Here is a 26,131-nt window from a genome sequence, read left to right as displayed (position 1 = left end):
CAGGACTATCAGGGAGATTTCGATTGGCAAACAGTCATCTGACCCCGGGTGTGGCGCCCGGACGTTTGCAGGCCGACGCGTATCGCGACAATTTCGCAGACAAGATGCCGCCGTTCAATGCGCATGAGGCCGCAGTGGCCGCCGACCGGTGCTATTTCTGTCATGACGCACCCTGCGTGACGGCCTGCCCGACCTCCATCGATATCCCGATGTTCATCCGCGAGATCCAGACCGGAACCCCCGAGGCCGCGGCCAAGACGATTTTCGAGCAGAATATCCTGGGCGGCATGTGCGCCCGAGTCTGCCCGACCGAGCAGCTGTGCGAAGAGGTTTGCGTGCGCGAGGTGGCCGAGGGCAAACCGGTGGAGATTGGCCGGCTGCAGCGCTTCGCGACCGATACGCTGATGGCGGCGGGCGTGCATCCGTTCACCCGCGCCGCGCCTACAGGCAAACGCGTTGCCGTGGTCGGGGCCGGGCCGTCGGGGCTTGCCTGCGCGCACCGGCTGGCGATGCGGGGGCATGACGTGGTGCTGTTCGACGCGCGGGCCAAGCCCGGCGGGCTGAACGAATACGGCATCGCGGCCTACAAGACGGTGAATGACTATGCGCAGAAAGAGGTGGCGTGGCTGACGCAGATCGGCGGCATCACCATCGAAACCGGCAAATCGCTGGGGCGCGAACTGTCGCTTGAGGGGCTGAGCGCGCAATATGACGCGGTGTTCCTCGGCATCGGTCTGTCGGGCGTGAACGCGCTGCGGACGGAGGGCGAAGAGAAATCCCATGTGCAGGATGCAGTTGATTTCATCGCGCAACTGCGGCAGGCGGCGACACTTGCCAATATTGAGGTCGGGCGCGACGTGGTGGTGATCGGCGGCGGGATGACGGCGGTTGATGCCGCTGTTCAGTCCAAGCTGCTGGGGGCGGAACATGTGACGATGGTCTATCGCCGCGATCGCGACCACATGAGTGCCAGCGAGCATGAGCAGGATCACGCGGCCTCCAAGGGGGTGCGCATCATCACCGGGGCCGCGCCGGTGAGGTTCATCGGCAATGGCGCCGTCAGGGCGGTGGAGTTTGCCTATACCCAGGAAACCGAGGAAGGGCTGCGCCTGACCGAAGAGACGTTCCGGCTGAAGGCCGATCAGGTGTTCAAGGCGATCGGCCAGACACTGGAGGGCACGCCCGAGGGGCTGCAGCTTTCGGGGCGCAAGATCGCTGTGACAGGCGCGGGCCGGACCAACCTGCCCGGCATCTGGGCCGGGGGCGATTGCGCGACGGGCGGCGACGACCTGACGGTGACGGCGGTGGCCGAAGGCCGCGACGCCGCAGAAGACATTCATGCCAGCCTGATGGGCTGAGAAGAAGGAGAACGCAGATGGCTGATCTCTCGACCGACTTCGTGGGCATCAAATCGCCCAACCCGTTCTGGCTGGCGTCGGCGCCGCCGACGGACAAGGAATATAACGTCCGCCGCGCCTATGAGGCCGGCTGGGGTGGCGTGGTCTGGAAGACCCTGGGCGAAGAGGGCCCGCCGGTGGTCAACGTCAACGGCCCGCGCTATGGCGCGGTCTGGGGCGCGGACCGGCGGTTGCTGGGGCTGAGCAATATCGAACTGATCACCGATCGCCCGCTGGAGGTGAACCTGCGCGAGATCAAATCGGTCAAGCGTGACTATCCCGACCGGGCGCTTGTGGTGTCGCTGATGGTGCCGTGCGAGGAACAGGCCTGGAAGGCCATCCTGCCCCATGTCGAGGAGACCGGCGCCGACGGGATCGAGCTGAACTTCGGCTGCCCGCATGGCATGGCAGAGCGCGGCATGGGCAGCGCCGTGGGCCAGGTGCCCGAATATATCGAGATGGTCACCCGCTGGTGCAAGCAGAACACCCGGATGCCGGTAATCGTGAAGCTGACGCCGAACATCACCAACATCCTCTATCCTGCCGAGGCGGCGAAACGGGGCGGTGCGGATGCTGTGAGCCTGATCAACACGATCAACTCGATCACCGCGGTCAATCTGGATACGATGGCGCCCGAACCGATGATCGACGGCAAGGGCACCCATGGCGGCTATTGCGGCCCGGCGGTCAAGCCGATCGCGCTGAACATGGTGGCGGAGATCGCGCGCAACCCCGAAACCGCCGGCCTGCCGATTTCGGGCATAGGCGGCGTGACAACCTGGCGCGACGCGGCGGAGTTTCTGAGCCTTGGCGCGGGCAATGTGCAGGTCTGCACTGCGGCCATGACCTACGGGTTCCGTGTGGTGCAGGAAATGATCTCCGGCCTGTCTGAGTGGATGGATGAAAAGGGCTATACTTCGGTCGAGCAGGTGGTCGGCCGCGCGGTGCCCAATGTCACCGACTGGCAGTATCTGAACCTGAACTACGTCACCAAGGCGCGCATCGATCAAGAGGCCTGCATCAGCTGCGGCCGCTGTTTCGCGGCCTGCGAAGATACCTCGCATCAGGCGATTTCGATGTCCGAAGACCGGGTGTTCGAGGTGCAGGATGACGAATGCGTGGCCTGCAACCTGTGCGTCAATGTCTGCCCGGTCGAGGGGTGCATCACGATGGAACAGGTGGCACCGGGGCAGGTGGACCCGCGCACCGGCCAGACCGTGACAGAGAAATACGCCAACTGGACGAGCCATCCCAACAACCCGGCGGCGCGCGCCGCCGAATAGCGCTCAGGGTGTCAGAAGCCGGGTGAAGAGGGTTACCAGATAACGCTCGGCTTCTGCGAAGGGCGCTTCGCTGTCCTCGCCCAGCACGGCGTGCACCTGCACGTCGAAATCCGCATAGTGCTGGGTCAGCGACCAGATCGAGAAGATCAGGTGATGCGGGTTCACCGTGATGATGCGGCCTTCGGCGGACCATCGCGCGATGAGCACGGATTTCTCGTCGACGAGGTTTTTCAATTCCCCCTCGAGCGCATCTTTGATGCGTGGTGCGCCTTGCAGGATTTCATTGGCGAACAGCCGGCTTTCGCGCGGAAAATCCCGGCTCATTTCCAGTTTTCGGCGGACATAGGCCAGGATTTCCTCAACCGGCTCGCCCGTGGGATCCATGGCGCGCAGCGGGTCGAGCCACGTATCCAGAAGGCCGGCCAGAAGCGTTGCGTGGATCGCCTCTTTCGAGGGGAAATAATACAAAAGGTTGGGTTTCGACAGTTCGGCGGCCTGTGCGATCTGGTCCAGCGTGGAGCCCCGGAAACCATATTGGGAAAAAACATCCAGCGCGGCCTCCAGGATGGCCTCTGTATTTTTCTGCTGAATTCGGGTGCGCGGTTTCGGGTGGTTCATATCATTGATCTTTAAGGTCCGCCGGCTGTGCCTGTCCAGTTCCGATTTTTCCGCCATCCCGTTCACATTCCGCCCAAATTTCAGTCGCTTTGCTCTGTCGCCTGGGCGCCGGCGCTGTGCATTCCGGCTTACCTGAATCCGCCGGAAGTGCTACGTCTTGACTGCCCTTAATGCTCTGCTAGCGTGTCTCTGACCAATTGGTCAAACTCTGATTGGTCAGCCGTTGTCGCCACCCCCGGCGCAGAGCGGGGCCACAATTCATGGGAAGCCGCCATGGCGCTTGATCGCAAAACCGTACCGAATGACCTTTCAGCCTTCTGGATGCCCTTCACCGCGAACCGTCAGTTCAAGAAGGCGCCGCGGATGTTCGTCTCCGCCGACGGCATGTTCTACAAAGCCGCCGACGGGCGCGAGGTGCTGGATGGCACCGCCGGTCTGTGGTGCTGCAACGCGGGCCACAACCGCCCCAAGATCGTCGAGGCGATCCGGGCCCAGGCGGGCGAGCTGGACTATGCCCCGGCGTTCCAGATGGGCCACCCCAAGGCGTTCGAGCTGGCCACCGCCCTGCGTGACATGGCGCCCGAGGGGATGGACCATGTGTTCTTCACCAATTCCGGTTCCGAAAGCGTCGAGACCGCGCTGAAGATCGCCATCGCCTATCACCGGGCGCGGGGCGAGGGCGCGCGCACCCGTCTGATCGGGCGCGAGCGGGGCTATCACGGCGTCAACTTCGGGGGCATTTCGGTGGGCGGCATCGTTACCAACCGCAAGGTTTTCGGCAGCCTGCTGACCGGGGTCGATCACCTGCCGCACACCCATCTGCCCGGCGAGAACAGTTTCACCAAGGGCCAGCCCGAACACGGCGCCCATCTGGCCGATGAACTGGAGCGCATCGTCGCGCTGCATGGCGCCGAAACCATCGCCGCCGTGATCGTCGAGCCGATGGCCGGCTCCACCGGCGTGCTGCTGCCGCCCAAGGGCTATCTGGAACGGCTGCGTGCGATCTGCACCAAACACGGCATCCTGCTGATCTTCGACGAGGTGATCACCGGCTTCGGGCGGCTCGGCTCGTCCTTCGCGGCCGAGCATTTCGGCGTGATGCCCGACCTGATGACCACCGCCAAGGGGCTCACCAACGGGGTGATCCCGATGGGGGCGGTGCTGGCCACCGGCGCGATCCACGATGCCTTCATGCAGGGCCCCGAACATATGATCGAGCTGTTCCACGGCTATACCTATTCGGGCAACCCGATGGCCTCTGCCGCCGGGCTGGCGACGCTGGAAACCTACCGCGAAGAGGGGCTGTTCGCGCGCGCCGCCGAGATGGCCCCCTATTGGCAGGAGGCGCTGCATTCGCTGAAGGACGCGCGCCATGTGATCGACATCCGCAACATGGGCCTGATCGGCGCGGTCGAACTGGAGCCGATCGCGGGCGAACCCACCAAGCGGGCGTTTCAGGCGTTTCTTGACGCCTATGAAAAGGGCATCCTGATCCGCACCACGGGCGATATCATCGCCATGTCGCCGCCGCTGATCATTGAAAAGGCGCATGTCGATCAGCTGATCGGAACATTGCGCGACGTGCTCGAGGCACTAGACTGACCTCAGGCCGAAGACGAAACCACAACGGAGAAGCATATGGCAGCCCCCGGTGAAAACCTGAAGATCAACGGCGCCCGTCTTTGGGACAGTCTGATGGAGATGGCCAAGATCGGGCCGGGGGTGGCCGGAGGCAACAACCGCCAGACGCTGACCGACGCCGACGCGGAAGGCCGCGCGCTGTTTCGCAAGTGGTGCGAGGATGCGGGCTGCACCATGGGTGTCGATACGATGGGCAACATGTTCGCCCGCCGCGAAGGCACCGACCCCGACGCGCTGCCGGTTTACATGGGCAGCCATCTGGATACCCAGCCGACCGGCGGAAAATATGACGGTGTGCTGGGTGTTCTGGGCGGGCTGGAGGCGATCCGCAGCCTGAACGATCTGGGCATCAAGACCAAACACCCGATCGTGCTGACCAACTGGACCAACGAAGAGGGCACGCGTTTTGCCCCCGCCATGCTGGCCTCGGGCGTCTTCGCGGGCGTGCATACGCAGGATTGGGCCTACGGGCGCGAGGATGCCGAGGGCAAAACCTTTGGCGATGAACTGGCGCGCATCGGCTGGGTCGGGGATGAAGAGGTCGGCGCGCGCAAGATGCACGCGATGTTCGAGCTGCATATCGAGCAGGGCCCGATCCTGGAGGCCGAAGGCAAGGACATCGGCGTCGTCACCCACGGGCAGGGCCTGTGGTGGCTCGAGGTAACGCTGACCGGCAAGGACGCGCATACCGGCTCGACCCCGATGGACATGCGGGTGAACGCGGGCCTGGGCATGGCCCGGATCACCGAACTGGTGCACAGCATCGCGATGGACAATCAGCCGGACGCGGTGGGCGCGATCGGTCAGGCCAATGTCTATCCGAATTCGCGCAACGTGATCCCCGGCAAGGCAGTGTTCACCATCGACTTTCGCACGCCCGATCAGGGCAAGCTGGACGCGATGAAGGCGCGGCTCGAGGCCGAGGCACCCAAGATCGCTGCCGAACTGGGTCTTGGCATCACCATCGAACCGACCGGCCATTTCGATCCGGTAACCTTCGATCCGGGCTGTGTGGCGGCGGTGCGGAATGCGGCCGAACGGCTGGGCTACAGCCATATGAACATCATCTCGGGCGCGGGGCATGACGCGTGCTGGATCAACAAGGTTGCGCCCACCGCGATGATCATGTGCCCCTGCGTGGACGGGCTGAGCCATAACGAGGCCGAGGAAATCACCCCCGAATGGGCGGCGGCGGGCACGGATGTTCTGTTCCATGCGGTGCTTGAAACAGCGGAGATCGTGGAATGATCCGGCCGGCGGGAAAGACGCTCGCCCTTGTCGCGCTTGCCGCCTGCGCGCCCGAGCCGGAGCCGCTTCCCTATATTTCGGAAAAGGCGCTGGCCGCGTTGCCGCCACGCACCGATCTGCGCACCGTCCAGCGCCGTTACAACGGCTGCTATGTGATCCAGACCGAAGACGAGCTGACCGGCTATCTGAAACAGGTGACCGACGCGAACGGCAATCTTGTCTGCGATGATGTCTAGGGCGCGCCGCGTCCGCAGGAACAGGGGAAACCAACAATGACCAAAGTCATCAAGGGCGGCACGATCGTCACCGCCGACCTGAGCTATGAGGCCGATGTGCTGATCGACGGCGGCGTGATCGTCGAGATCGGGCCCGACCTGAAGGGCGACGAGGTGCTGGACGCCACCGGCTGCTACATCATGCCCGGCGGAATCGATCCCCACACCCATCTGGAGATGCCTTTCATGGGCACCTACAGTTCTGACGATTTCGAAAGCGGCACCCGCGCGGCACTGGCCGGCGGCACCACGATGGTGGTGGATTTCGCGCTGCCGAGCCCCGGCCAGGGGCTGCTGGACGCGCTTCAGATGTGGGACAACAAATCGACCCGCGCCAATTGCGACTATTCCTTTCACATGGCGATCACCTGGTGGGACAAGCAGGTGTTCGACGAGATGGAGGCCGTTGTCAGGGAAAAGGGCATCAACACCTTCAAGCATTTCATGGCCTACAAGGGCAGCTTGATGGTGAATGATGACGAGATGTATTCCTCGTTCAAGCGCTGCGCCGAACTGGGCGCGCTGCCGCTGGTGCATGCCGAGAACGGCGATGTGGTGGCGGAGCTGTCGGCGCAGCTTCTGGCCCAGGGCAATGTCGGGCCAGAGGCCCACGCCTATTCCCGCCCGCCGCAGGTCGAGGGCGAGGCCACCAACCGCGCGATCATGATCGCCGACATGGCCGGCGTGCCGCTCTACGTGGTGCATACCTCTTGCGAGGAAAGCCACGAGGCGATCCGCCGCGCGCGTCAGGCCGGCAAGCGGGTCTATGGCGAGCCGCTGATCCAGCACCTGACGCTCGACGAGGGTGAATATTTCAATCAGGACTGGGACCATGCCGCGCGCCGGGTGATGAGCCCGCCTTTCCGTAACAAGCAGCATCAGGACAGCCTCTGGGCCGGGTTGCAGGCGGGGTCGCTCTCTTGCGTCGCCACCGATCACTGCGCCTTCACCACCGATCAGAAACGCTACGGCGTCGGCGATTTCACCAAGATCCCCAACGGCACCGGCGGGCTCGAAGACCGGCTGCCGATGCTGTGGACCTATGGCGTGGGCACCGGGCGGCTGACGATGAATGAATTCGTCGCCGTAACCTCGACCAATATCGCCAAAATCCTGAACATCTATCCCCGCAAGGGTGCGGTTCTGGTCGGCGCGGATGCCGATCTGGTGGTCTGGGATCCGGAGAAGGAAAAGACCATCACCGCAGGCAGCCAGCAATCGGCGATCGACTACAACGTGTTCGAGGGCAAGCACGTGAAAGGCCTGCCGCGCTTCACGCTCACCCGTGGCAAGGTGGCGGTGCATGACGGCGAGATCCGCACCGAAGAGGGCCACGGCGAGTTCGTGAAACGCGCCCCGAACGCCCCCGTAAACGCGGCGCTTTCCACGTGGAAGGAACTGACCGCGCCGCGCCCGGTGCAGCGGTCGGGTATTCCCGCCAGCGGCGTGTGACGGGTTGAATGAAAAGACATGCGCCCCCGTCTGCGGGGGCGCCAATAACAAGGGAAATACGGTGACAGAACCGGTTATCACTGCGGAAAAGCTGGATCTGACCTTCCAGACCAATGACGGGCCGGTGCAGGCGCTGCGCGACGTCAACCTGACCATCAACAAGGGCGATTTCGTCAGCTTCATCGGCCCGTCGGGCTGCGGCAAGACAACCTTCCTGCGGGTGATCGCAGCGCTGGAGCATCCCACCGGTGGCCACATCACCGTCAACGGCATGACGCCGGACGAGGCCCGGCAAAGCCGCGCCTATGGCTATGTGTTTCAGGCGGCGGGGCTTTATCCGTGGCGGACCATCGCGGGCAATATCAAACTGCCGCTGGAAATCATGGGGTTTCCGAAAGCCGAGCAGGAAGAGCGGGTAAAGAACGTTCTGCAACTGGTTGATCTGGAAGGGTTTGGCAAGAAATACCCTTGGCAGCTATCAGGCGGGATGCAGCAGCGGGCCAGCATCGCGCGGGCGCTGGCCTTTGACGCGGATATCCTGTTGATGGATGAACCTTTCGGCGCGCTGGATGAGATTGTGCGCGACCATCTGAACGAACAGCTTCTGGCGCTGTGGGCGCGGACGCAAAAGACCATCGGCTTTGTCACCCATTCGATCCCCGAGGCGGTCTATCTGTCGACGAAGATCGTGGTGATGAGCCCGCGGCCGGGGCGGATCGCCGATGTGATCGAGAGCCCCTTGCCAAGGGAACGCCCGCTGGAGATCCGGGACACGCCGGAATTCATCGCCGTCGCGCACCGGGTGCGTGAAGGGCTGCGGGCGGGGCATAGCTATGACTGAGGCCGCGCGCTCGTCGCTTCCTTGCGGGCGCGTGCCGCGGGGCAGGGCGAAGGGGCCCGATAAGTGCGCGGGGGGCCGGCCATGAACCGCATTCTTCCGGTGCTGACGGTTGTCGTCGCGCTGATCGTGCTGTGGTATCTGGGCGCGGTCGCGATGAACGCGCAATGGACGCGGGATCAGGCCGCGCGGGCGGGGCAGGAGCTGAGCTTCACCGGGATCGTCGCCGACACCCTGAGCCAGGACCGGCCCAAGCTGCCGGCGCCGCATCAGGTGGCGGCAGAGCTGTGGCAGACCACGGTTCAGAAAAGCATCACCTCGAAACGCAGCCTGGTTTACCATGGCTGGGTCACGCTGTCGGCCACGCTGCTGGGCTTTGCCATCGGCACCGGGGCGGGCATCCTGCTGGCCGTGGGGATCGTGCACAACCGCGCCATGGACATGAGCGTGATGCCCTGGGCGATTGCCAGCCAGACGATTCCGATTCTGGCCATCGCTCCGATGATCATCGTGGTGCTGAACTCGATCGGCATTCAGGGAGTGCTGCCCAAGGCGATCATCAGCGCCTATCTGTCGTTCTTCCCGGTGGTCGTGGGTATGGTGAAGGGGCTGCGCAGCCCCGACGCGATGCAGCTCGACCTGCTCAAGACCTATGGCGCCAGCGGCGGAGAGACCTTTCGCAAGCTGCGCCTGCCCTCGTCGATGCCCTATCTGTTCACCTCGCTGAAGGTCGGAATCGCGGCCAGCCTTGTGGGCGCGATCGTCGGCGAATTGCCAACGGGGGCGGTGCGGGGGCTTGGCGCGCGACTGCTGTCGGGAAGCTATTACGGGCAGACGGTGCAGATCTGGGCGGCGCTGATCGCGGCGGCGGCGCTGGCGGCGGCGCTGGTGGGGGTCGTCGGGCTGATCCAGCGCGCCACGCTCAAGCGGATGGGGATGGAGCGATGAACCTGGTCATTGGCGCGCTGGTGTTCTGGGGGGCGGCCTGGTGGGTGAACCTGCGCATCGCCAACGGGCGCGGGCGCGACACGCGTGCGGCCCGGCTGGCGGTGCCGGTGCTGTTCGGGCTGACGCTGCTGGTGCTGTGGGAAGGGCTGGTGCGCGGGCTGAACGTGCCCGGCGTGATCCTGCCGCCGCCCTCGGCGATCGCGACGCGGTTCGCGGCGTCGCTGCCGATCCTGTGGGTGGATTTCGTGCAGACCTTCGTGAAGGGCGCGCTGTCGGGCTATGTGATCGGATGCGGCGCGGCGGTGGCGACCGCGATCATCATCGACCGGTCGCCGTTCCTGCAGCGCGGGCTGCTGCCGGTGGGCAATTTCATCGCCGCCTTGCCGGTGATCGGCATCGCGCCGATCCTGGTGATGTGGTTCGGGTTCGACTGGCAGTCGAAAGCCGCTGTGGTGGTGGTGATGGTGTTTTTCCCGATGCTGGTCAACACCGTCCAGGGGCTGGCGGCAAGCACGGCGATGCAGCGCGATCTGATGCAGACATATTCGGCCAACTACTGGCAGACATTGCTAAAATTGCGCCTGCCGGCGGCTATGCCCTTTGTTTTCAACGGGCTTAAAATTTCGACAACACTGGCACTGATCGGTGCGATTGTGGCGGAATTTTTCGGCTCTCCGATCAAAGGGATGGGGTTTCGGATTTCGACAGAGGTCGGCCGGCTGAGCCTTGATATGGTCTGGGCGGAAATCGCCGTGGCCGCCCTGGCCGGATCGGCGTTTTACGGCCTTGTGGCGGCGATAGAGAAAGGGGTCACCTTCTGGCACCCCTCGCAAAGAGGCTGAGCATATAAAGATGACAACCTGGAGGCTACAATGAAGACACTGTTTACATCCGCCATCGCCATGCTGGCGCTTGGCGCAGGCGCGGCGCAGGCCGCAGATGACCTGACGCTGCAGCTGAAGTGGGTCACGCAGGCCCAGTTCGCGGGCTATTACGTGGCCCTGGACAAGGGGTTTTACGAGGAAGAAGACCTGGACGTGACGATCAAGCCGGGCGGCCCCGACATCGCGCCGACGCAGGTGGTTGCCGGCGGCGGCGCCGATGTGGTGATCGACTGGATGCCCTCGGCGCTGGCCGCCCGCGAAAAGGGCCTGCCGCTTGTCAATATCGCGCAGCCGTTCAAAAGCTCGGGCATGATGCTGACCTGCCGCAAGGACACCGGCATCACCAGCCCGGCCGATTTTCCCGGCAAGACCCTGGGCGTGTGGTTCTATGGCAATGAATACCCGTTCCTGAGCTGGATGAGCACGCTGGGCCTCTCGACCGAGGGCGGCGACGACGGGGTGACGGTGCTGAAACAGGGATTCAACGTCGACCCGATCCTTCAGGGGCAGGCCGATTGCGTTTCGACCATGACCTATAACGAATATTGGCAGATCATCGACGCCGGGCTTTCGGCGGACGATCTGGTGACGTTCAAATACGAAGATCAGGGCGTGGCGACGCTGGAAGACGGGCTTTATGTGCTGGAAGACAAGCTTGCCGATCCGGCCGAGGTGGACAAGCTGGTCCGCTTCGTGCGCGCCTCGATGAAAGGGTGGAAATATGCCGAGGCCCATCCGGATGAGGCGGCCGAGATCGTGCTGGAGAATGACGAGACCGGCGCGCAGACCGAAATGCACCAGAAGCGCATGATGGGCGAGATCGCCAAGCTGACCGCGGGCAGCAACGGCACGCTGGATCCGGCCGATTACGAGCGCACCGTTGCCACTCTGATGGCGGGCGGATCTGACCCGGTGATCTCGAAAACGCCGGAAGGGGCCTGGACCCATGCGATCACCGATGCGGCGCTGAACTAAGCCGATCGGTGATGGCAACGGAAGGCGCGCCCGGCTTGGCGCGCCTTTTTCGTGGGCGCCGCCGCCGATTGACGGGTGTCAAGGCGGCGGGCAAGGGTGTGTGTAGGATCCGCCTCTGAAACCGGTTCGCGAAGGAGATCGCCGATGACCCGTATTGTCTCATTTGGGAAGGCGGCAGGCCGCCTGATGATCATGGCTGTTGTTTTCGGGCAGCTGAGCGCCTGTGCCGCCGAGATCGAGGAAGAGATCGGCGCCTGCGATCCCGGAGTGGGAGAGATCAGCCACGCAACGAATGTGACCCCGCCAGGCTGTTGACCGGGCGGGGGGCGCGTGCAGGATGCGCCTGCGGCGCATGCCTCCGGCGGGGATATTTTCCGGAAAGATGAAAGGGCTGGCGTTGTCTTGTCGGATCAGCCCCGGTTCATGCGGTTTTCGATCAGATCGTCGACCACGGCGGGGTCGGCCAGGGTGGAGGTGTCGCCCAGGGCGGCGAAATCATCCTCGGCGATCTTGCGCAGGATGCGGCGCATGATCTTGCCCGAGCGGGTTTTCGGCAGGCCCGGCGCCCATTGCAGCAGATCGGGCTTGGCGATGGGGCCGATTTCCGTGCGCACCCAGGTTTCCAGCTCCTTGCGCAGTTCGTCGCTCGGGTCGATCCCGTTCATCAGGGTGACGTAGGCGTAGATGCCCTGGCCCTTGATCGGGTGCGGATAGCCGACCACGGCGGCCTCGGCCACCTTGGCGTGGGCGACCAGTGCGCTTTCGACCTCGGCCGTGCCCATGCGGTGGCCCGACACGTTGATCACGTCGTCGACGCGGCCGGTGATCCAGTAATAGCCATCGGCGTCGCGGCGGCAGCCGTCGCCGGAGAAGTAGTAGCCCTTGTAGTCGGAGAAATAGGTTTTCTCGAACCGCTCATGGTCGCCCCAGACGGTGCGCATCTGGCCCGGCCAACTGTCTTTCAGGCAGAGAACGCCTTCGGCCTCGGTGCTGGTGATCTCGGCCCCGGTGTGCGGATCGAGGACGACGGGCTGCACGCCGAAGAAGGGCGTGGTGGCCGAGCCGGGCTTGGTCGGCGTGGCGCCGGGCAGGGGGGTCAGCAGGTGGCCGCCGGTTTCGGTTTGCCACCATGTATCGACGATCGGGCATTTACCCTTGCCGACGACATCGTTGTACCAGTTCCAGGCTTCGGGGTTGATCGGCTCGCCCACGGTGCCGAGCAGCTTCAGCGTGCCGAGATCGTATTTTTCGACCGGCGCGTTGCCATGGGCCATCAGCGCGCGGATGGCGGTGGGGGCGGTGTAGAACTGATTGACCCTGTGCTTTTCGCAGATCGCCCAGAACCGGCCCGCGTCGGGCCAGGTGGGCACGCCTTCGAACATAAGTGTGGTGGCGCCGTTGGCGAGGGGGCCGTAGACGATATAGCTGTGGCCCGTCACCCAGCCGACATCGGCGGTGCACCAGAAGATATCGCCCTGGTGATAGTCGAAGACGTATTCATGGGTCATCGCGGCATAGGCCAGATAGCCGCCGGTGGTGTGGACCACGCCCTTGGGCTGTCCGGTGGAGCCCGAGGTATAGAGGATGAACAGCGGGTCTTCGGCGCCCATTTCGGCGGGGGCGCAGTATTCGTCGGCCTCCAGCGCCAGTTCGTTATAGTCATAGTCGCGATCGGCGATCCAGGTGGTCTGGCCGCCGGTGCGTTTGACCACGAGGCATTTCACCGTGTCCTTGCAATGCAGCAGGGCGGTGTCGGTGTTGGATTTCAGCGCGGTCTTGCGGCCGCCGCGCGGGGCCTCGTCGGCGGTGATGACCACCTTGGCGTCGCAGCCGTTGATCCGGGCGCCGAGCGCATCGGGAGAGAAGCCGGCGAAGACGATCGAGTGGATGGCGCCGATCCGGGCGCAGGCGAGCATGGCATAGGCCGCCTCGGGGATCATCGGCAGGTAGATCACCACCCGGTCGCCCTTGCGCACGCCCATGTCTTCCAGAATGTTGGCCATCCGGCAGACGCGTTTGTGCAACTGGGTGTAGGTGATGTGCTGCGCCTCTTCGGCCGGATCGTCGGGCTCGAAGATGATCGCGGTCTGGTCGCCACGGGTGGCCAGGTGGCGGTCGATGCAATTGGCGGCGGCGTTCAGGGTGCCGTCTTCGAACCAGTTGATCGAGATGTTGCCGGGGGCATAGCTGACGTTCTTGACCTTGGTATAGGGCTTGATCCAATCCAGCCGCTTGCCGTGTTCGCCCCAGAATGCCGCGGGATCGGCGATGGAGGCGGCGTAGAGTTCGCGGTATTTGGCGGCGTCGATATGGGCTGTTGCGGTGAATTCGGCGCTGGGCGGATAGGTCTTGTCGCTCATGGGTTCCTCCCCGGTATTCGGGACGTCTTCTCAGGTGGGCCCGGCCCCGGCGGGGCCGGTGTCGGGATGCTCAGATGGCCAAATATTCGGCCCGAAGTGTTTCGTTTTCAAGCACTTCGGCGGCGGTGCCGTCGAACACGATCTGGCCGGTGTCAAGGATCACGGCACGGTCGGCCAGCTCCAGCGCCCGAACGGCGTTCTGCTCGACGATAACGGTGGTGATGCCCTGTTCCTTGATGTGGATCAGGGTCTTTTCGATCTCGTCCACGATCACCGGAGCGAGCCCCTCATAGGGTTCGTCCAGCAGCAGCACCTTGATGTCGCGGGCCAGCGCGCGGGCGATCGCCAGCATCTGTTGTTCGCCGCCCGACAGGGTCACGCCCTCTTGCTTGCGGCGCTCGCCCAGACGCGGGAACAGCTCATACAGGCGGTCGATCGACCAGCCGATCGGCGGCGCGATCTGGGCCAGCTGCAGGTTTTCTTCGACGGTCAGGCCGGGGATGATGCGCCGGTCTTCGGGCACCAGCCCGATGCCCGCCATCGAGGCCTGATGCGCGCGCATCATGTGCAGCGGCTGGTGATCGAGCCAGATCTCGCCATGGGTCGCGGCCGGGCTGTCGAGCCGGGCAATCGCGCGCAGGGTCGAGGTTTTGCCGGCGCCGTTGCGGCCCAGAAGCGCCAGGATCTCGCCTTCATGGACGTTGAAGGTGACACCCTGCACGATGTAGCTTTCGCCGTAATAGGCATGCAGATCCCAGACCGAGAGGAAGGCCGGGGCGGTGGCCGCCTGATTGGCGTTCTTGTTGAAGTCGGGTTTGACGTTCATTGCTGTTTCTCCTTGCGGGCCCGGTTCCGGTGCGAGGAACCGTTGCGATCTTTCGGGGAAAAATCGGGGGTGGGACCCATGTCAGGCGGCCTCGCCCAGATAGGCTTCGCGCACTTTGGGATGGCCCTTGATGTTCTCGGGCGTGTCCTCGACCAGCGGTGTGCCCTGGGCCAGGACCGTGATCCTGTCGGCCAGCGAAAACACCACATGCATGTCATGCTCGATGATTGCCATGGTGATGTCGCGCTTTTCCTTGATCTCCTTCAGCAGGTCGATCGTGTTGTTGGTGTCGGCGCGCGCCATGCCGGCGGTGGGTTCGTCGAGCAGCAGCAGCCGGGGCTCCTGCACCAGGCACATGGCCATTTCCAGTCGCCGCTTGTCGCCGCGCGACATCGAGGCCGAGTGCATGTGCCTTTTGCTGACCATGTTGACGTCTTCGAGCATCTGCATGGCCTTATCCATCATCTCCTTTTCGGCGGAGACGGTTTCGAAGGCGTGCAGGCGGAAAGCGCCGTCGCGGCGGGCGAAGCAGGGGATCAGCACGTTTTCCAGCACGGTCAGATCGCCGAAAATCTCGGGGGTCTGGAACACGCGGGAAATGCCCATCTGGTTGATCTCATGCGGTTTGCGCCCCAGCACCGACTGGCCGTCGAACATGACAGAGCCGGTATCGGGGATCAGCTTGCCCACCAGGCAGTTCAGCAGGGTGGATTTGCCCGCGCCGTTCGGCCCGATGATGGCATGCACCGTGTTTTCCTGCACAGAGAGGTTCACGTTGCTCAGGGCCTGAAGGCCGCCGAAGCGTTTGTTGACGCCTTTGACTTCGAGAATACCCATATCACCGTCTCCTTATTCGGCCACGTGAGGCGCTTGTTTGGGGTGGTGCTCGGAGTCATCCCCCGAGGGCTTGTCTTTCTTGCGGAAGAGTTTCGCCAGGCGCTGGCCACCTTCCATCAGCCCGCCGGGCAGGAAGATCACAACGGCCATGAACATCAGGCCCAGCGTCATGTTCCAGCCCTTGCCGACGAAGGGGTGGACGATGAAGACGAGCGTATCCTCCAGCCCATCGGGCAGCGCGGCGAACCAGCCGTGCAGCACGTTGTCGTTGATCTTGGAGAAGATGTTCTCGAAATACTTGATGAAGCCCGCGCCAAGCACTGGCCCCAGAAGCGTGCCGGTCCCGCCGAGGATGGTCATCAGCACCACCTCGCCGCTCGCGGTCCACTGCATGCGGTCAGCGCCGGCCAGCGGGTCCATCGAGGCCATCAGCCCACCGGCAAGGCCGGCATACATGCCCGAGATCACGAAGGCGGCGAGCGTATAGGGGCGCGCATTCAGGCCGGTGTAGTTCAGCCGGGTCTGGTTGGTCTTGACTGCGCGCAGCATGAGCCCGAAGGGCGAGCGGAAGATCCGCATGGCCAGGTAGAACGCCGCCACCAGGATGATCGCGCAGACGTAGTAGCCAGCGTTGAACTGGAACAGCCAGGCCCCCGCATGCATCTCATAGGTCGAGCGCATTTCGATCCCGAACAGGCTGGTGACGGGGATCGAGCCGTCGGCGCCCGTCGAGGCGCCCAGAATGCGCGGATCGTTCAGCGTGAGCTGGAGCCCGGTTTCGCCATTGGTGATCGGCGTCAGCACGGAATAGGCCAGATTGAAGCTCATCTGCGCAAAGGCGAGCGTGAGGATCGAGAAGTAGATGCCCGAGCGGCGCAGCGACACGAAGCCGATCACGAGCGAGAACAGCCCCGCGACGATGATCGACAGGATGATCGCCGGGATCACGTTCATGCTGAGCAGCTTGAACATCCACACCGCCGAATAGGAGCCCACCCCCAGAAAGGCCGCATGGCCGAAGGAGAGGTAGCCGGTGAGGCCGAACAGGATGTTGTAGCCGATGGCGAAGATGCCGAAGATCACGAAGCGCTGCATCAGGTCGGGATAGCCCGCATTGAACTGCGCCATCTCGCTGCCCTCGGGGAAGGGGTTCAGGATGAAGGGTGCGGCAAAGGCCAGCAGTGCCACCACCGCCAGGAGGGTTACGTCTTTCTTTTCGAGACCGAGCATGGTGTTAGTCCTCCATCACGCCTTTACGACCCATCAGGCCGCGCGGGCGGGTCAGCAGAATTATGATTGCGACCACATAGATGATGATCTGGTCGATGCCGGGAAGGAGCGATTTGATCGCGTTCATCGAGGCGAAGCTTTCGAGAATGCCCAGCATGAACCCGGCCAGCACCGCGCCGGGCAGGCTGCCCATGCCGCCAACCACGACCACGACGAAGGACAGCACCAGGAAGTCCATGCCCATGTGGTAGTTGGGAGAGTTGATCGGCGCGTACATCGCGCCGGCGAGCCCCGCCACAGCGGCGGCGATGCCGAACATGATGGTGAATTTCTTGTCGATGTTGATGCCCAGCAGACCCACGGTTTCACGGTCGGCCATGCCGGCGCGCACCACCATACCGAAGGTGGTGAACTGCAGGAAGGCGAAGACCGCGCCGATGATGACGGCCGCGAAGAAGAAATAGACCATCCGCCAGTAGGGATAGATGATCGCGTTCGCCTCCATCCCGATCAGGGCGCCGAAATCGAACGAGCCCTTGAACGCGTCGGGGGCGGGGGTCGGGATCGGGTTGGCGCCGAAGAAATACTTGACGACCTCCTGCAGCACGATGGCCAGGCCGAAGGTGACCAGGATCTGGTCGGCATGGGGGCGCTTGTAGAAATGCTTGATCAGCCCGCGTTCCACCACATAACCGATGCCGATCATCACGGGGATGGCGAAGAGGATGGACAGCGGCACCGCCCAGTCGATCAGCGCGCCGCCGAACTCGGGGCCGAACCAGGATTCGACATAGGCCGTCTTCACCTTCAGCGGGTTGCCGAGGAAATCGACCCGTGTCGGATCCACCGTCTCGAACGACAGCGTCAGAAGCTTGGAAACGGTGACGGCGCAGAAGGCGCCCAGCATGAACAAGGCGCCATGGGCGAAATTGACGACGCCCAGGGTGCCGAAAATCAACGTAAGACCCAGCGCGATCAGCGCATAGGCCGAGCCTTTGTCGAGCCCGTTGAGGGTTTGCAGAAGGATCGCGTCCATCGGTCCCCACCCTTTTCGATTATACAGTGAAAATGCGCCCGTGCGGTATGTTGCCCCGGACAGCGAGGAACCGGCCGCGCCCGCGGGCGCGACCGGCGAGAGTGTCAGCCGCTCATGCGCCCGGGTTGCACTTGCCCAGCGAGCCGCCTGCGAACATCGGGTGATCGGGCGCATATTCGACCTGCGCGCGCGGCGTGATGTCCACGATTTCCAGCAGATCGTACTCGTTGGCCGGGTTCTCTTTGCCCTGCATCACGAGAACGTCCTTGAAGCACTGGTGGTCTTCGGCGCGGTAGAGCGTCGGGCCGTTGCCCAGGCCATCGAACTCGAAACCTTCGAGGGCTTCGACAACGGCGCAGGGATTGAACGAACCGGCGCGCGCAACGGCATCCGCATAGAGGATGGTCTGGGCATAGGAGGTCTGCGCGGCGTTCGACGGCGGAAAGCCGTATTTGGTGCCGAACGATTTCACGAACGCCTTGGTGCCTTCGTCCTGCAGCGTCCAGGACCAGTTGGTCGAGCCCAGGATGCCCTTGATGTTTTCGCCCGCGCCCTTGGCCATCAGCTCTGAATAGAGCGGCACGACGATCTCGAACTGCTTGCCGTTGACCATCTTGTCGCGCAGGCCGAACTGCACCGCGTTGGTCAGCGAGTTCACCATGTTGCCGCCGTAGTGGTTCAGGATCAGCACATCGGCCCCCGAATTCAGGACCGGCGCGATATAGGACGAGAAATCGGTCGCGGCCAGCGGGGTGCGGACCTTCTCGACCGTTTCCCAGCCAAACGCCTCGGTCGCGGCGGCGATCGATTCCTCCTGGGTCCAGCCCCAGGTGTAATCGGCGGTCAGGTGATAGGCGCGGCGGTCAGAGCCATAGCGTTTGGCCAGCACCGGCGCCAGCGCGGCGCCCGACATGTAGGCGTTGAAGAAGTGGCGGAAACCGTTGGCCTTCTTGTCCTTGCCGGTGGTGTCGTTGGAATGGGTCAGCGCGGCCATGAAGATCACGCCCGCTTCCTGGCAAAGGCCCTGAACAGCCACGGCCACGCCCGAGGACGAGCCGCCGGTGATCATGATGGCGCCGTCTTTTTCGATCATCGACTTGGCCGATGCGCGCGCGGCGTCCGATTTGGTCTGGGTGTCGCCGGTGACGAAGTCGACCTTCTTGCCCAGGATGCCGTTGCCCTGCAGCGCCTTGGAACTGAAGGTGTTCAGCATGCCGCCGTCGCCGTCGCCGTTCAGATGCTCTACGGCCAGTTCGTAGGCGCGCAGTTCGTCGGCGCCTTCGTCGGCGTAGGGGCCGGTCTGGGGGACGTTGAAGCCAAATGTCACCGAACCGCCGGTGGGCTCGTTGGTGAAGGCCGATGCGGAAGAGGCTGTGAAAATCGTCGGCAGCGCCAGCCCCGAACCGGCGACGGCACCGGTCTTGAGCACGCCGCGACGTGTGAGGGTCGTCTTGGACATGGAATCCTCCCATTATGTTGAGTGCGGTCCAGCGCCTCCTCTGCGCGGAACGCGGCCCTTTTACAGGGCACCTTCAGTATCGTGGCAAGTTCGAAAACCAAGCAACAACTGCTTTACAACAAAGAACTTTTTTGTAAATTTATGAACAAGTTTCGATGCGTGGTTGTAAATAAATTCTCACGCACCCGCAGAAAGCCCTTGTAACAAACGGAGATTTTCCAGCCATGCGCGGCGGTCTGACCGGAACCAGAATTCGCGAACGCCGCATGATGGCGGGGCTGCGCCAGGCGGAGCTGGCGGCGGCAGTGGGAATTTCGCCCTCATATCTCAATCTGATCGAGCATAACCGGCGCAGAATCGGCGGAAAACTTCTGGTGGATATCGCGCGGCGGCTGGATGTCGAGGCGTCGGCGCTGGCCGAAGGGGCCGAGGTGGCGCTTTTGCAGGGGCTGCGCGAGGCGGCCGCGGGGCATGAGGCGGCTTCGGCCGATCTGCCCCGGATCGAGGAATTCGCCGGGCGGTTTCCGGGCTGGGCGCAGTTGGTCGTCGATCAGGGTCGCCGCCTGGCCGAGCTGGAGCGCACGGTGGAGCTGCTGAGCGACCGGATGGCGCATGACCCGTCGCTGTCGGCCTCGTTGCACGAGGTGCTTTCGGTGGTCACGGCGATCCGCGCCACCGCTGCGATTCTGGCAGAGACCAAGGATATCGATCCGGGGTGGCAGGCGCGCTTTCACCGCAACATTCATGACGACAGCCGCCGCCTGGCCGAGGGCACCAAGGCGCTTGTGACCTATCTCGACGACAGCACCGACGCGCCCGACAGGCAGGGCACACCGCAGGAAGAGGTCGAGGCGTTTCTGAAGGCGCGCGGCTATCATTTTCCGGAACTGGAGGCCGGGCACGCGGATATCGGCGCCCTGATCGCCAGCGGCGCAGAGCTGTCTTCGGCGCCCGCGCGCGAACTGGCGCGGCGGTTTCTGGAGCGCTATGCGCACGATGCGGCCAGCCTGCCGCTGGAGGCGTTTGCGGCGGCGGTGTCGGAGACCGGGCCGGAGCCGGGGCATCTGGCGCATCGGTTCGGTGTTGATCCGCTGATGGTGTTCCGTCGGCTGGCCAGCTTGCCGGAGGCGCGGATGGGCACGCCGGCGGGGCTGGTGCTGTGTGACGGGTCGGGCACGTTGACCTTCCGCAAGCCGCTGGCCGGGTTCGCGCTGCCCCGGTTCGGGGCGGCCTGCCCGCTGTGGCCGCTCTACCGGGCGCTGACCCATCCGATGGACCGGGTGCGCCTGGTGGTCGAGCAGGCGAGCCGCCCGCCGCAGCGGTTCCTGACCTACGCGCTGTGCCAGCCCGTTGGCATGCAGGGCTTTTCCGGGCCGCAGGTCGTCGAGGCGGCGATGCTGATCCTGCCGGCGCCGCGCGGCGCTGAAGATGCCGAGGCAACGCCGATCGGCACGAGCTGCCGCGTCTGCCCGCGCCGCGACTGCGCCGCCCGGCGCGAGCCGTCGATTTTGGCGGATGGGTTTTGACAGGGGCGGGGTTCTTGGCAATAGTTGCGCGATAATAACAACAACCGACAAAGCGGGGGGGGAATAATGGGCCGCGATGTCCTGCTCATCGAGGATGAGCCGAATATAATAGAGGCGATCCGCTTCGTGCTGTCGCGCGATGGCTGGAACGTGCAGACCCATTCGGATGGAAGGGGCGCCTATGACAGGGTGGTCGATCTGCGGCCGGATGTGGTTATTCTGGATGTGATGCTGCCAGAGCGCAGCGGGTTCGACATTTTGCGCGATATCCGCGCGGGCAAGGAAACCGCCGCGCTTCCGGTGCTTGTGCTGACGGCCAAGGGCCAGAGCAAGGACAGGGAGATGGCCGAGAGCCTGGGGGCCAGCCGGTTCATGACCAAGCCGTTTTCGAACAACGAGGTTCTTGCCACCGTGCGGGATCTGGCGGGCCCGTGAAGGCGCCGGCGCGGCCCCTGTTTCTGGAGCGGCGGGGCTATCGCAGCCGCCGGATCATGGATGCCTCACGACTGTTGCCGGTTCTGGGGTTCCTGCTGTTCATGGTGCCGCTGGTGCGGCAGCCTGACGGCAACGGGCCGACGGCCGGCTATCTGGTCTATCTGTTCAGCGTCTGGTTCGTGCTGATCGTGATCGCGGCCATATTGTCGCGGCGCCTGCGCCGGGCGACCGGCGGCGCGCCGGAGGAGCGTCCGTGATCCCGTTCAACATTCTTGTCGCGGTCTGTGTGGTCTATGTGGCGGGGCTGTTTCTGGTGGCCTTCGTGGCAGAGCGCCGCGCCGCGAACGGCCGGTCGAGCTGGCTGCGCTCTCCGCTGGTCTATACGCTGTCGCTGTCGGTCTATTGCACGGCCTGGACGTTTTACGGTGCGGTCGGCTATGCGGCGCGCTCGGGGCTGGAATTTCTGACGATCTATCTGGGCCCGACGCTGGTGCTGGTCGGGTGGTGGTGGGCGCTGCGCAAGCTGGTGCGGATCGGCAAGACCCAGCGCATCACCTCTGTCGCGGATCTGATTTCGTCGCGCTATGGCAAGTCGAACACGCTGGGGGTGATTGTCACGCTGCTGGCGGTGGTTGGCACGACACCCTATATCGCGCTGCAACTTCAATCGGTTACGCTGTCTTTCTCGGTCTTTGCTGAATCCGACACGCTGGGCTGGGCGCCGATGGATCTGAACGCGACCTCGCTTTGGGTGGCGGCGGGGCTGGCGCTGTTCACCGTGCTGTTCGGCACCCGCAATCTGGACGCGAACGAGCAGCATCACGGTGTTGTCACCGCCATCGCGGTCGAGGCGGTGGTGAAGCTCGTGGCGCTGCTGGCGGTGGGCATTTTCGTGGTCTGGGGCGTTGCCGGCGGCGTCGAGGGGATGATGGACAGGATCGCATCCTCGCCCCTCGCGCAGACCCGTTTCGCCGGCGGGCGCTGGGCCGGGCTGACCTTTCTGTCGGCCGCCGCGGTGCTGACGCTGCCCCGCATGTTTCAGGTTCTGGTGGTGGAAAACGCCGATGAGCGCCACCTGGCCACCGCCTCCTGGGCGTTTCCGCTCTATCTGTTCCTGATGAGCCTGTTCGTGGTGCCGATCGCGGTGGTGGGGCTGGCCAGCCAGCCGGCGGGGGCGAACCCGGATCTGTTCGTGCTGACCGTGCCGCTGAGCCTCGGCCAGGAAGGGTTGGCGACGCTGGCTTTTCTGGGCGGGTTCTCTTCGGCGACCTCGATGGTGATCGTGGCGGCGATCGCGCTGTCGACGATGGTGTCGAACCATATCGTCATGCCGCTGTGGCTGAGCTGGCAGAGCGCGGGCGCCACCGTGTCGGGCGATGTGCGCCGGGTTGTGCTGGGGGCGCGGCGGGTGTCGATCGGCGGGGTGCTGGTGCTGGGCTACCTCTACTACCGCCTGACCGGCGGGTCCGAGGCGCTGGCCGCGATCGGCCTGATCTCCTTCGCGGGGGTGGCGCAGGTTCTGCCGGCGCTGCTGGGCGGCATCTTCTGGCGCGGGGCGACCAAGCGGGGGGCGGTGGCGGGCCTTGTCACCGGCTTTGCCATCTGGGCCTATGCGCTGTTTCTGCCCAGCTTCGGCGCCGGCGGGGTGATGAGCGCGGCACTGCTGGCCGACGGGCCGTGGGGCATCGACTGGCTGCGGCCGCAGGGGTTGTTCGGTTTTGCCGGGATGGACCCGCTGATCCATGCGATGTTCTGGTCTTTGCTGCTGAATACCTTCTTCTTCTTCGCCGTGTCGCTGTCGGGCTTTCCGTCACCGCTGGAGCGGTTGCAGGGGGCGCAGTTCGTCAATGTGTTCGAGCATTCCTCGGGCGCGCATGGCTGGGTGCATGGCGCGGCCGAAGCTGAGGATCTGCTGATGATGTCGCAGCGCATTCTTGGCCCCGAAAAGGCCCAGGGCCTGTTTCAGCGAGAGGCCGTGGCCCAGGGCAAGGTCGGCTATCTGCCCGACACCACCCCCGCCTTTCTGGAACGGCTGGAGCGAGAGCTGGCGGGGTCGGTCGGGGCGGCGACCTCACATGCGATGGTGGGACAGATCGTCGGGCGCTCGTCTGTGTCGGTCGAGGATCTGATGGCGGTCGCCGACGAGACCGCGCAGATGATGGAATATTCCAGCCAGCTCGAGGCCAAATCCGAAGAGCTGAGCCGTACCGCGCGGCAGCTGCGCGAGGCCAATGAAAAACTGACCGAGCTGTCGGTTCAGAAGGACGCCTTTCTCAGCCAGATCAGCCACGAGTTGCGTACGCCGATGACCTCGATCCGGGCATTTTCCGAGATTCTGATGGACGGGCGCACGCTGTCGGAGGCCGAGTTCAGCCGGTATTCCTCGATCATCCACGAAGAGGCGATCCGCCTGACCCGGCTTCTGGATGATCTGCTGGATCTGTCGGTTCTGGAAAACGGTCAGGTCAGCCTGAACCGGCAGCCGGGCAACCTGCGCGATCTGATCGACCGGGCGGTGGCCGCGACCGGATCGCTGGACGGCGCCGGACGGCTGAAGATCAACCGCGCCCGCGCGGCCGAGGATCTGGCGCTGCTCACCGATACCGACCGGCTGAGCCAGGTGTTCATCAACATCATCGCCAATGCGCAGAAATACTGTAACGCGGCTGAACCGGAGCTGCGCATCCGGGCGCGGCGGACGGGGCAGGGTATCGTGGTCGATTTCATCGACAATGGCAGCGGCATTCCCAAAAAGAGCCAGAGCATCATTTTCGAGAAATTCTCGCGGCTGAGTGACCGGAACGCGGCGGGCGGGGCCGGGCTGGGCCTGGCGATCTGCAAGGAGATCATGCAGAATCTGGGCGGCGACATCGCCTATCTGCCGGGGCAGGGCGGCGCGGCCTTCCGGGTGCGCCTGCCAATGACAGAAGCGCAAGCCGCCTGACCGGCGGTAACCATTTGTGAACCTGCGTCGGGGCATGATCGCGGCATGTGGCATTTGCAAGGCATGTGATGTTCGACGACAGCCCGCAATCGGTACTCAAGCGCATGGCGGCGGTGCGCGCGCCCGTGGCCGCGGCGCGCCCGGCGATGTTCCCGTCGCGCGCGGTGGAGCTGGCCCTGGCCCGCGCCGCGGAGCAGGAACTGGGGCTCGATCTGTCGGTGGCGGGTGTGACGGAATGCAGCCCCGAACTGTCGGAGATCGAGGCCGAGGCGGGGGAGCACGCCCTGCTGGCCCTGCTGGAAGGGGCAGAGGGCGCAACGGGCATGCTGGTGCTGTCGGCGCCGGTGCTGGGCGCGGTGGTGGCGCAGCGAATGACGGGCCGGGTGCCGGCGCAGGCCACCCCGCCCCGCCCGCCGACACGGATCGACGCGGAAATCGCGCGTGGCCTGATCGACCGGACGCTGGCGGTGCTGGGCGCCTCGCTTGACGGGCAGGCGGCGCTGCGCTGGGCCGTGGGGTTCCGGTATCGGGGCAGCTTGCCGGACAAGCGGCTGATCCGGTTTTCGCTGCCCGAAGGGCGGTTTCACGGGTTCCGTCTGACGCTGCGCCTGGCGGGTGGTGCAGCCGAGGGAACGGTGTTTCTGGCCCTGCCGGAAATCCCTGCACCGGCGGTGGCAGAGCCTGCGGGCGCATCGCCGGAGGCGCGCGCCTGGTCGTCGGCGCTGCAGGACGGGGTGCTGGGCGCCGAGGTCACGCTTGAGGCGGTGTTTGCACGGCTGCGATTGCCGCTGTCACGCGTGATGGGGCTGAAAGTGGGCGAGGTTCTGGCGCTGCCCCGCGCGAGCGTCGATCATGTGCGGCTGGAGGATGCGGGCGGGGCACTGATCGGGGAAGGCAAGCTGGGGCAGTTGCGCGGCGACCGGGCGCTTCGCCTTCCGGCCGTGAGCGGCGCGCCCGAAAAAGGCGCGACCGGGGGCAAACCGGACGCGCCTGAGCTTTCATTGGAAAGACCGGCGGCCGGGACGGCCGCGCCGGGCTGATCAGGCTTCGGCTGGTTCGGCCAGCCGGGCGCGCAGCGGCACCGCGGCCATCATGCCCGCCAGCATCGCCACCACGAACAGCCAGTGGCCGAAGCCGCCATAGCTGAGCGAGGCCAGAGACGGGCCGGGGCAGAGCCCGGCCAGGCCCCAGCCCATGCCGAACAGCACCGAGCCGACCACGAGGTTGCGGCCGATCTTCGGGGCGGGCGGCGTCGGGAACTCTCCGCCCAGGGCCGGGCGGCGGCCTTTGGTCAGCAGCCAGGCCACGGCCATGGGCAGGATGCCCCCGCCCATCACGAAGGCCAGCGTGGGGTCCCAGTCGCCGAACACGTCGAGCCAGCCCTGCACCTTGGCGGTGTCGGTCATGCCCGAGATGAACAGGCCGGCGCCGAACAGCGCGCCCGAGATGAATGCAAACAGGTTGCGCATCAGATCACCCCCAGAACATGGCGGAACAGCACCATCGTGATGCCCCCCGCGCCGATATAGAAAACGGTCGCGGTGATGCCGCGCAGCGACAGCCGCGAAATGCCGCAGACCCCGTGCCCCGAGGTGCAGCCATTGGCCAGCCGCGTGCCGATGCCCACCAGCAGCCCCGCCGCGATGATCACCGCCACGTTGGAGGTGATATGCGTCTCGACCGTGCGGTAGATCGGGTAGATCGGGATCGGGGCCAGAATGACCCCGGCGATGAAGGCCACCCGTTCCCACACCGTACGCATGCCCGACCCATCGACCAGCCCGCCGACAATACCGCTGGCGCCCATGACGCGCCCGTTCACGAGCAGATATACCGCCCCGCCAAGGCCGATCAGCAAACCGCCGACAAAGCCCCAGATCCAATCCTGTTCAATCATTTTCGCGCGCTTCCTTCGGGCC

The 26,131-nt window shown here is 64.6% G+C and carries 25 protein-coding genes; 16 read left to right on the top strand and 9 right to left on the bottom strand.

Features of this window, described 5'->3' with window-relative positions; translation table 11 throughout:
• Positions 1-23: 23 nt before the first annotated feature.
• The gene (locus tag TQ29_RS13080) at positions 24-1,358 is read left to right on the top strand and encodes an NAD(P)-dependent oxidoreductase (protein ID WP_054539518.1); all 1,335 of its coding nucleotides are present in this window, start codon (positions 24-26) and stop codon (positions 1,356-1,358) included.
• 17 nt (positions 1,359-1,375) lie between these two features.
• The gene (preA, locus tag TQ29_RS13075) at positions 1,376-2,680 is read left to right on the top strand and encodes an NAD-dependent dihydropyrimidine dehydrogenase subunit PreA (RefSeq protein WP_054539517.1); all 1,305 of its coding nucleotides are present in this window, start codon (positions 1,376-1,378) and stop codon (positions 2,678-2,680) included.
• Between the two features lie 3 nt (positions 2,681-2,683).
• Here preA and TQ29_RS13070 read toward each other — a convergent pair whose 3' ends face one another.
• Positions 2,684-3,298 carry a TetR family transcriptional regulator C-terminal domain-containing protein gene (locus tag TQ29_RS13070; protein WP_054540436.1) on the bottom strand — a complete coding sequence of 205 codons (615 nt, stop codon included), beginning with the start codon at positions 3,296-3,298 and terminating at the stop codon, positions 2,684-2,686.
• A 273-nt stretch (positions 3,299-3,571) separates the two neighbouring features.
• Here TQ29_RS13070 and TQ29_RS13065 point away from each other — a divergent pair, with 273 nt between their 5' ends.
• The 9 genes from TQ29_RS13065 (at position 3,572) to TQ29_RS20700 (ending at position 11,874) form a co-directional block, all read left to right on the top strand.
• Complete coding sequence (locus TQ29_RS13065) at positions 3,572-4,900, top strand: aspartate aminotransferase family protein (RefSeq protein WP_054539516.1); 1,329 nt, start codon at positions 3,572-3,574, stop codon at positions 4,898-4,900.
• A gap of 36 nt (positions 4,901-4,936) precedes the next feature.
• Complete coding sequence (locus TQ29_RS13060; RefSeq protein ID WP_054539515.1) at positions 4,937-6,187, top strand: Zn-dependent hydrolase; 1,251 nt, start codon at positions 4,937-4,939, stop codon at positions 6,185-6,187.
• A complete protein-coding gene (locus tag TQ29_RS13055; protein ID WP_037210113.1) occupies positions 6,184-6,423 on the top strand; it encodes a hypothetical protein in 240 nt (79 codons plus the stop codon). Before TQ29_RS13060 ends, TQ29_RS13055 begins: the two co-directional genes overlap by 4 nt.
• A 36-nt stretch (positions 6,424-6,459) precedes the next feature.
• Complete coding sequence (gene hydA, locus TQ29_RS13050) at positions 6,460-7,914, top strand: dihydropyrimidinase (protein WP_037210111.1); 1,455 nt, start codon at positions 6,460-6,462, stop codon at positions 7,912-7,914.
• A gap of 61 nt (positions 7,915-7,975) precedes the next feature.
• A complete protein-coding gene (locus tag TQ29_RS13045; RefSeq protein WP_054539514.1) occupies positions 7,976-8,755 on the top strand; it encodes an ABC transporter ATP-binding protein in 780 nt (259 codons plus the stop codon).
• A gap of 81 nt (positions 8,756-8,836) precedes the next feature.
• Positions 8,837-9,700 carry an ABC transporter permease gene (locus TQ29_RS13040; RefSeq protein WP_054539513.1) on the top strand — a complete coding sequence of 288 codons (864 nt, stop codon included), beginning with the start codon at positions 8,837-8,839 and terminating at the stop codon, positions 9,698-9,700.
• Positions 9,697-10,542 (top strand): ABC transporter permease, encoded by an 846-nt coding sequence (locus TQ29_RS13035; RefSeq protein ID WP_054539512.1) that lies wholly within the window; start codon positions 9,697-9,699, stop codon positions 10,540-10,542. Before TQ29_RS13040 ends, TQ29_RS13035 begins: the two co-directional genes overlap by 4 nt.
• A gap of 30 nt (positions 10,543-10,572) precedes the next feature.
• On the top strand, positions 10,573-11,559 hold the full coding sequence (locus tag TQ29_RS13030; RefSeq protein WP_054539511.1) for an ABC transporter substrate-binding protein: 987 nt from the start codon (positions 10,573-10,575) through the stop codon (positions 11,557-11,559).
• A gap of 144 nt (positions 11,560-11,703) precedes the next feature.
• A complete protein-coding gene (locus TQ29_RS20700; RefSeq protein WP_157445587.1) occupies positions 11,704-11,874 on the top strand; it encodes a hypothetical protein in 171 nt (56 codons plus the stop codon).
• Positions 11,875-11,969: 95 nt separating this feature from the next.
• Here the strand turns inward: TQ29_RS20700 and acs are convergent, their stop codons facing one another.
• From acs to TQ29_RS13000, 6 genes are all read right to left on the bottom strand, one after another.
• A complete protein-coding gene (gene acs / locus TQ29_RS13025) occupies positions 11,970-13,919 on the bottom strand; it encodes an acetate--CoA ligase (RefSeq protein WP_054539510.1) in 1,950 nt (649 codons plus the stop codon).
• A gap of 70 nt (positions 13,920-13,989) precedes the next feature.
• Positions 13,990-14,745: an ABC transporter ATP-binding protein gene (locus TQ29_RS13020; protein ID WP_037210101.1), complete on the bottom strand. Its 756-nt coding sequence runs from the start codon at positions 14,743-14,745 to the stop codon at positions 13,990-13,992.
• A gap of 81 nt (positions 14,746-14,826) precedes the next feature.
• Positions 14,827-15,582, bottom strand: a complete 756-nt coding sequence (locus TQ29_RS13015) for an ABC transporter ATP-binding protein (RefSeq protein WP_037210100.1) — start codon at positions 15,580-15,582, stop codon at positions 14,827-14,829.
• Between the two features lie 12 nt (positions 15,583-15,594).
• Positions 15,595-16,812: a branched-chain amino acid ABC transporter permease gene (locus tag TQ29_RS13010; RefSeq protein ID WP_054539509.1), complete on the bottom strand. Its 1,218-nt coding sequence runs from the start codon at positions 16,810-16,812 to the stop codon at positions 15,595-15,597.
• 4 nt (positions 16,813-16,816) lie between these two features.
• Entirely contained in the window at positions 16,817-17,848 is a 1,032-nt protein-coding gene (locus TQ29_RS13005) for a branched-chain amino acid ABC transporter permease (protein WP_054539508.1), read from the bottom strand.
• Positions 17,849-17,960: 112 nt separating this feature from the next.
• Positions 17,961-19,307, bottom strand: a complete 1,347-nt coding sequence (locus TQ29_RS13000) for a substrate-binding protein (protein WP_054539507.1) — start codon at positions 19,305-19,307, stop codon at positions 17,961-17,963.
• 224 nt (positions 19,308-19,531) lie between these two features.
• On the opposite strand from TQ29_RS13000, the gene TQ29_RS12995 reads away from it, so the two are divergent.
• From TQ29_RS12995 to TQ29_RS12975, 5 genes are all read left to right on the top strand, one after another.
• A complete protein-coding gene (locus TQ29_RS12995; protein ID WP_054539506.1) occupies positions 19,532-20,833 on the top strand; it encodes a helix-turn-helix transcriptional regulator in 1,302 nt (433 codons plus the stop codon).
• 66 nt (positions 20,834-20,899) lie between these two features.
• Positions 20,900-21,268 carry a response regulator transcription factor gene (locus TQ29_RS12990; protein WP_037210081.1) on the top strand — a complete coding sequence of 123 codons (369 nt, stop codon included), beginning with the start codon at positions 20,900-20,902 and terminating at the stop codon, positions 21,266-21,268.
• Positions 21,265-21,525 (top strand): hypothetical protein, encoded by a 261-nt coding sequence (locus TQ29_RS12985; RefSeq protein WP_255353433.1) that lies wholly within the window; start codon positions 21,265-21,267, stop codon positions 21,523-21,525. The genes TQ29_RS12990 and TQ29_RS12985 overlap by 4 nt, the downstream gene beginning before the upstream one ends.
• The gene (locus TQ29_RS12980; RefSeq protein ID WP_054540434.1) at positions 21,525-24,212 is read left to right on the top strand and encodes an ATP-binding protein; all 2,688 of its coding nucleotides are present in this window, start codon (positions 21,525-21,527) and stop codon (positions 24,210-24,212) included. Before TQ29_RS12985 ends, TQ29_RS12980 begins: the two co-directional genes overlap by 1 nt.
• 47 nt (positions 24,213-24,259) lie before the next feature.
• Complete coding sequence (locus TQ29_RS12975; RefSeq protein WP_162231829.1) at positions 24,260-25,252, top strand: FliM/FliN family flagellar motor switch protein; 993 nt, start codon at positions 24,260-24,262, stop codon at positions 25,250-25,252.
• Here the strand turns inward: TQ29_RS12975 and TQ29_RS12970 are convergent, their stop codons facing one another.
• Both TQ29_RS12970 and TQ29_RS12965 read right to left on the bottom strand, forming a co-directional pair.
• Positions 25,253-25,681 carry a YeeE/YedE family protein gene (locus TQ29_RS12970; RefSeq protein ID WP_037210333.1) on the bottom strand — a complete coding sequence of 143 codons (429 nt, stop codon included), beginning with the start codon at positions 25,679-25,681 and terminating at the stop codon, positions 25,253-25,255.
• Positions 25,681-26,106, bottom strand: coding sequence for a YeeE/YedE family protein (locus tag TQ29_RS12965; protein WP_037210339.1), 426 nt, complete (start codon positions 26,104-26,106; stop codon positions 25,681-25,683). Before TQ29_RS12965 ends, TQ29_RS12970 begins: the two co-directional genes overlap by 1 nt.
• Between the last annotated feature and the right edge of the window lie 25 nt (positions 26,107-26,131).

The organism is Actibacterium sp. EMB200-NS6, assembly GCF_001305615.1.
GTDB classification, from domain to species: Bacteria; Pseudomonadota; Alphaproteobacteria; order Rhodobacterales; family Rhodobacteraceae; genus Actibacterium_A; species Actibacterium_A naphthalenivorans.
The sequence above is the reverse complement of the archived record's forward strand: the minus strand, read 5'-3'. Positions and strand labels throughout refer to the sequence as shown.

Excerpts from the sequence above, each read along its gene's own strand:
- TQ29_RS12970 (WP_037210333.1), bottom strand. The coding sequence starts at position 25,681 with ATGCGCAACCTGTTTGCATTCATCTCGGGCGCGCTGTTCGGCGCCGGC.
- TQ29_RS13055 (WP_037210113.1), top strand. The coding sequence starts at position 6,184 with ATGATCCGGCCGGCGGGAAAGACGCTCGCCCTTGTCGCGCTTGCCGCC.
- TQ29_RS13070 (WP_054540436.1), bottom strand. The coding sequence starts at position 3,298 with ATGAACCACCCGAAACCGCGCACCCGAATTCAGCAGAAAAATACAGAG.
- TQ29_RS12995 (WP_054539506.1), top strand. The coding sequence starts at position 19,532 with ATGCGCGGCGGTCTGACCGGAACCAGAATTCGCGAACGCCGCATGATG.
- hydA (WP_037210111.1), top strand. The coding sequence starts at position 6,460 with ATGACCAAAGTCATCAAGGGCGGCACGATCGTCACCGCCGACCTGAGC.
- preA (WP_054539517.1), top strand. The coding sequence starts at position 1,376 with ATGGCTGATCTCTCGACCGACTTCGTGGGCATCAAATCGCCCAACCCG.
- TQ29_RS13065 (WP_054539516.1), top strand. The coding sequence starts at position 3,572 with ATGGCGCTTGATCGCAAAACCGTACCGAATGACCTTTCAGCCTTCTGG.
- TQ29_RS13060 (WP_054539515.1), top strand. The coding sequence starts at position 4,937 with ATGGCAGCCCCCGGTGAAAACCTGAAGATCAACGGCGCCCGTCTTTGG.
- TQ29_RS13000 (WP_054539507.1), bottom strand. The coding sequence starts at position 19,307 with ATGTCCAAGACGACCCTCACACGTCGCGGCGTGCTCAAGACCGGTGCC.
- TQ29_RS13030 (WP_054539511.1), top strand. The coding sequence starts at position 10,573 with ATGAAGACACTGTTTACATCCGCCATCGCCATGCTGGCGCTTGGCGCA.
- TQ29_RS12990 (WP_037210081.1), top strand. The coding sequence starts at position 20,900 with ATGGGCCGCGATGTCCTGCTCATCGAGGATGAGCCGAATATAATAGAG.
- TQ29_RS13010 (WP_054539509.1), bottom strand. The coding sequence starts at position 16,812 with ATGCTCGGTCTCGAAAAGAAAGACGTAACCCTCCTGGCGGTGGTGGCA.
- TQ29_RS13035 (WP_054539512.1), top strand. The coding sequence starts at position 9,697 with ATGAACCTGGTCATTGGCGCGCTGGTGTTCTGGGGGGCGGCCTGGTGG.
- TQ29_RS13020 (WP_037210101.1), bottom strand. The coding sequence starts at position 14,745 with ATGAACGTCAAACCCGACTTCAACAAGAACGCCAATCAGGCGGCCACC.
- TQ29_RS20700 (WP_157445587.1), top strand. The coding sequence starts at position 11,704 with ATGACCCGTATTGTCTCATTTGGGAAGGCGGCAGGCCGCCTGATGATC.
- TQ29_RS13040 (WP_054539513.1), top strand. The coding sequence starts at position 8,837 with ATGAACCGCATTCTTCCGGTGCTGACGGTTGTCGTCGCGCTGATCGTG.
- TQ29_RS13015 (WP_037210100.1), bottom strand. The coding sequence starts at position 15,582 with ATGGGTATTCTCGAAGTCAAAGGCGTCAACAAACGCTTCGGCGGCCTT.
- acs (WP_054539510.1), bottom strand. The coding sequence starts at position 13,919 with ATGAGCGACAAGACCTATCCGCCCAGCGCCGAATTCACCGCAACAGCC.
- TQ29_RS13005 (WP_054539508.1), bottom strand. The coding sequence starts at position 17,848 with ATGGACGCGATCCTTCTGCAAACCCTCAACGGGCTCGACAAAGGCTCG.